The organism is Allohoeflea poritis, assembly GCF_027889715.1.
GTDB lineage: Bacteria > Pseudomonadota > Alphaproteobacteria > Rhizobiales > Rhizobiaceae > Hoeflea_A > Hoeflea_A poritis.
Genome location: NZ_JAPJZH010000045.1, coordinates 1 through 3950, shown reverse-complemented (window position 1 = coordinate 3950; position 3950 = coordinate 1). Strand labels below are relative to the sequence as shown.

The 3950-nt window shown below is 58.0% G+C and carries 2 protein-coding genes; one reads left to right on the top strand and one right to left on the bottom strand.

The genetic code is table 11. The annotated features are described in order from the left end of the window. Positions 1-2735 (bottom strand): toxin TcdB middle/N-terminal domain-containing protein (locus tag OOZ53_RS26415; RefSeq protein ID WP_271092793.1); only part of this gene is annotated, 2735 nt, incomplete at its 3' end. Positions 2736-2747: 12 nt separating this feature from the next. Between OOZ53_RS26415 and OOZ53_RS26410 the strand changes: the two genes are divergently transcribed. Then, on the top strand, positions 2748-3362 hold the full coding sequence (locus tag OOZ53_RS26410; protein ID WP_271092792.1) for a hypothetical protein: 615 nt from the start codon (positions 2748-2750) through the stop codon (positions 3360-3362). Positions 3363-3950 lie beyond the last annotated feature (588 nt).

Below are 3950 nucleotides of genomic sequence, written 5' to 3'. Positions count from 1 at the left end.
CAGGGCGAAGCCGCCGAGCCGACCGTGACCAGATGCGGGTCGTAAAGCTTCCAGACCGGAAGCTCGCCCAGGTCCTCGCCCGTCGTCGTCGTATGGGTCGCACCGTCAATGGTGACTTCGTTCTTCGCCTCATTGCCAGACGCATGATAGTCGATGGTGCGCGCGGCGCTCGAATTGGAGGCCGACGTCAGCTGGCCGACATTGTAATAGCCGCTGCGTGCCTCGTCATAGGTGAACTGGGCAAGGACCGGATCGGCCACAACGGGAGCGGTTATGGTTCGCGTCAATGGACGGTCAAGGCCGTCATAGGTCATCGCCGTAACCGAGCCCCTTGCATCGCTCTGGCTGGTCAATCGCCCCTTCTGGTCATAGGCATAGGACCAGTTGCCGAGATCCGGATCGCTGACCGAAAGCCGGTTGCCGGCAAGGTCATAGCTGTAGGACCAGGTGGCGCCGATATTGTCCTTCACGCCGGTCAGCCGGTCGAAGGCATCGTAGGAATGCCATTCCTTGCTATTGGCGGTTTCCTTGTGGGAATAGATCACCTTGCCGCGGGTGCCGGTCACCGCCACAGACGTCCGGCCAAGCTCATCGCTCAGCCGCACCGCCGTCAGCGGCACATTGCCCGCATCATTGCCCGCCGGGATGGTGTTCGCCACAAGGTAGTCCATCGTCCGCGACGAGCCGTCCGGGTTCGTCGTCGACACAACACGGTCAGCCCAGTCATAGGTGTTCAGTGTTTTGTATTGTGTCGCGCCAAACACATAGGGGTGGCTAACGCTTTTGACGTTGTTTCTTTCATCGTGCACCGTGGAAACACGGAAGGAATCCGTGTGGCAATCGGGAACACACTCGATCTCGACATATACCCTGCCACGACCGTCAAAATAGCTATACCGGTTGGTCCAATTGTTCGCTCCATTCGGCCGCCTTTTTGCCTTCAGGAAGCGCTGCGCAGCCGCATTGCCTTCATCCATATAGACAATACGCTCCTCGGCCCCCGTCACCGTGTTGACGTGATTGTAGTGCCGGCAAAACACATCCTGGCCGTAGGTGTGCTGAACGCCATTGAGATCCGTCAGCGTTGCCGCAACACCGCACACGGCATTGTAGGTTCGCGTCACCTGATGGCGCGTATCGCCGCCGAAGTAGAGCGCATTGCGCTCCGTCACCGGGTAGAGATTGTAGGTCGTATCATAATCCCACTCGGTCCGGTTGCCCTCGCCATCCACCTCATGGGTCCTGTTGCCATGGGCGTCATAGCCATAGCTCATGGCGATCGCCGGCAGCGAGCCATCGGACGAGCGCAGAACCGTTCTTGCCGTCACATGGCCCTTCGTCGGCGCAACCCCATGGGCGCCGCCGTCATAGGAAAGCTGCTCCTGTGACAGCAATGCGCCTGATGTGCCCGAGCCCGCGTGCACAGACATAACCGAAGGCAGCGAAACGATATGGTCCGTCGTGTTGGCGACATAGGTCGACACCCGCGTCGTCTCGTCACCCGCAACATCCGTGCGGCCAAGATGACGCTCCTCAATCACATTCCCATAGCCGTCATGAAAACGCTCAATGCGTGTCGTAAGAGTGAGCGGGTTGCCTGCCACGCCCCAGCCGCCGCCCAGCGGCGATTGCAGCTGATAGTCGGCAAGCCGTGCCTGGTCATCGGCAAGCGCTGCCTGTTCGTTGGCAAGATCGGTCTGCAGGCCAGTCAGGCTCGTCTGTGCATTGCTCAGTTGGGTTTGCTGGTTGGACAATGCCGTCTGGAGGTTCGCAAGATCCGTCTGCTGTGTCGCAAGAATCGCTTCCTGGGCTATTCGGTTCGCTTCCGCTGCGTCCGCAGCTGCCTGGTATGACGCGGCGAGCGAAGGCCACCACCAGAAGAAGTTGGCCGAGGCCTGGTTGCTGGCCCGTTCCTGCTCATATTGAGCGATCAGCGCTTCGGTATTGGCAATCTCGCCTTCCAGGGTCGTTATGTCGGACTGCGTCGTGGCAATCTGCGTGTTGAGCGAACTGATCTGGCCCTCAGTCGTCGATATCTGTCCTTCGATCGTGGCGATCTGCGCAAGATGGCCATCGATCAGACCCTGATAATAGACCGCCACATCACCGACATTGGTCGGGTGCTGGTACTGGCTGCCGGGGACCGTTCCAACCTCGTTCTGTGTCAGCGCCGTCTCGCTCGCTGTCCTCAACGCCGTATAGGGCTTCGTCGCCGCGTTCACCGCATAGCTGTGCGTCACCACCTTGCGAACCGTCCCCGATCCGTCCTTGTACGTAACGCTCTCAGGCAGGCCGTAGCTCGCCACGTCCTGGCGCAGCATCGTCTCCACACTCGGCCGGGCCGTCTCCCCATTGGCCAACGGCTTCGTCTCTGTCACCTTGGCAAACCCAAGGAACCGGCGCTCCGTCACATCATATTTGCCGCCCTCATAGGCATAGTTCGTCTCGGCCACCTGGCCCCGCCCGTCATCATGGCTCAGCGACGTCACAAGCGGCATCACGAACGGCATGAAGTCGTGGTCGAACCGCGAAGACGGCGTGTACTTCAGAGAAACCGTCCCGCCCAGCTCGTCCGTGACACTCTTCAGCAAACCGGGCGTCCCATCAGGATAATCCGAGTACCAGATCCAGGAAGAAGGAGAATTTGCGTCTTCATTGAAGATCGGATCGCCGATACCATCACCGTTGAAATCGCCGACGCCGATCATATGCTCGCCGCTCCAGCCGAATGTCATCGATGTATCCTGATGGATGCGGTGTCCGGACGGGTCGGTGCGATATTGGATAAACGAATGGCGCCGCGATTTTGCTCCACCCGAGGTTTGGGCAAGAATGTCTATTATTCCATCATCATTAAGGTCCGCAAACCCCACCACCACCGACGCGCTGAATGTGCCGCCGACATGAGCCTGCATTGTGCCGCCATCGACACGCTCAAAGCCAGATCCGGTGCCGAGATGGAATTTGCGATGCCCGGCGAGGAAATCAAAGTCGATAATGTCCGCTGCGCCGTCACCATTCAGGTCCAGCACTGCATTACTGCTGCTGCTCACACCGACGCTACCGAATCCACCTGCATTGATGCTGTTTTGGTAGACCGAATACACATTTTCGCTGCCATCACCTCTGAAATCAGCAACACCTCTTTGAACTTCTCCGGTGCCACCATAGATTTCGGCAACGTTCAATTGGCTGACCAGATCCCCATTGTCATCTCGAATATACACATAGTGACGATACGGTCTGCCAGTCTGCACACTTCCCCCGACACCGCATTCGCTGCCATAAGGGCCGTCACTGTTGATACCGCAATATGCCTTGTAGCCGGATATCCGATCAAACGTCTGAATGCTCCGCGTTGAGGTCACATAATAATAATTCGTTTGCCCCGGGCTAACGTCTACCGCAACGGTTCTTGTCTGGCCAACTATGAGGTTGACAGTTTCGGCGTTTTGAAGGGCCGCAGAACGACGCCAAATCGTTGGTTCCTGCGGATTGCTCGAGGCAGTCCCAATTGTCTTTGTGTCCGTTGCGATAGCTGCATTCGGATCTCCGGAAAGATCAAATGCAAAAAGCGTACTGCTTAACTCGCCAGCGTTGACAAGTTCATCAAACCCGTCTTGATCGAAATCGATGACTGACGGTGCAACGAACTCGCCATCTGTCGGAACCGGCTTGTTTTTGACGACCCTTGCCGTATTGACGTCGTAGTATGTCATTGAGACGGGTGGTCTGGCAGTGCCTGCCGTGACTGTGCCCGAGGCGTCGACGACGGCGTCCGTGCCGTATCTGGTGATCGTGATCAGCCGCGAGGCACCCGAATACGGGTCCTCATCATAGGTCAGCGCAACAGCCGAGCGCATGACACCGCTTACCTTGGTCGCGATCGACTTGATCCGCTTCTCATAGCGCGTCAGCGTCTGACCGTTCGCCATGATGATCATGTCAGG

Bases quoted from the DNA above. Each gene is read 5' to 3' on its own strand.
- OOZ53_RS26410 (WP_271092792.1), top strand. From the start codon at position 2,748: ATGGATGCGGTGTCCGGACGGGTCGGTGCGATATTGGATAAACGAATG.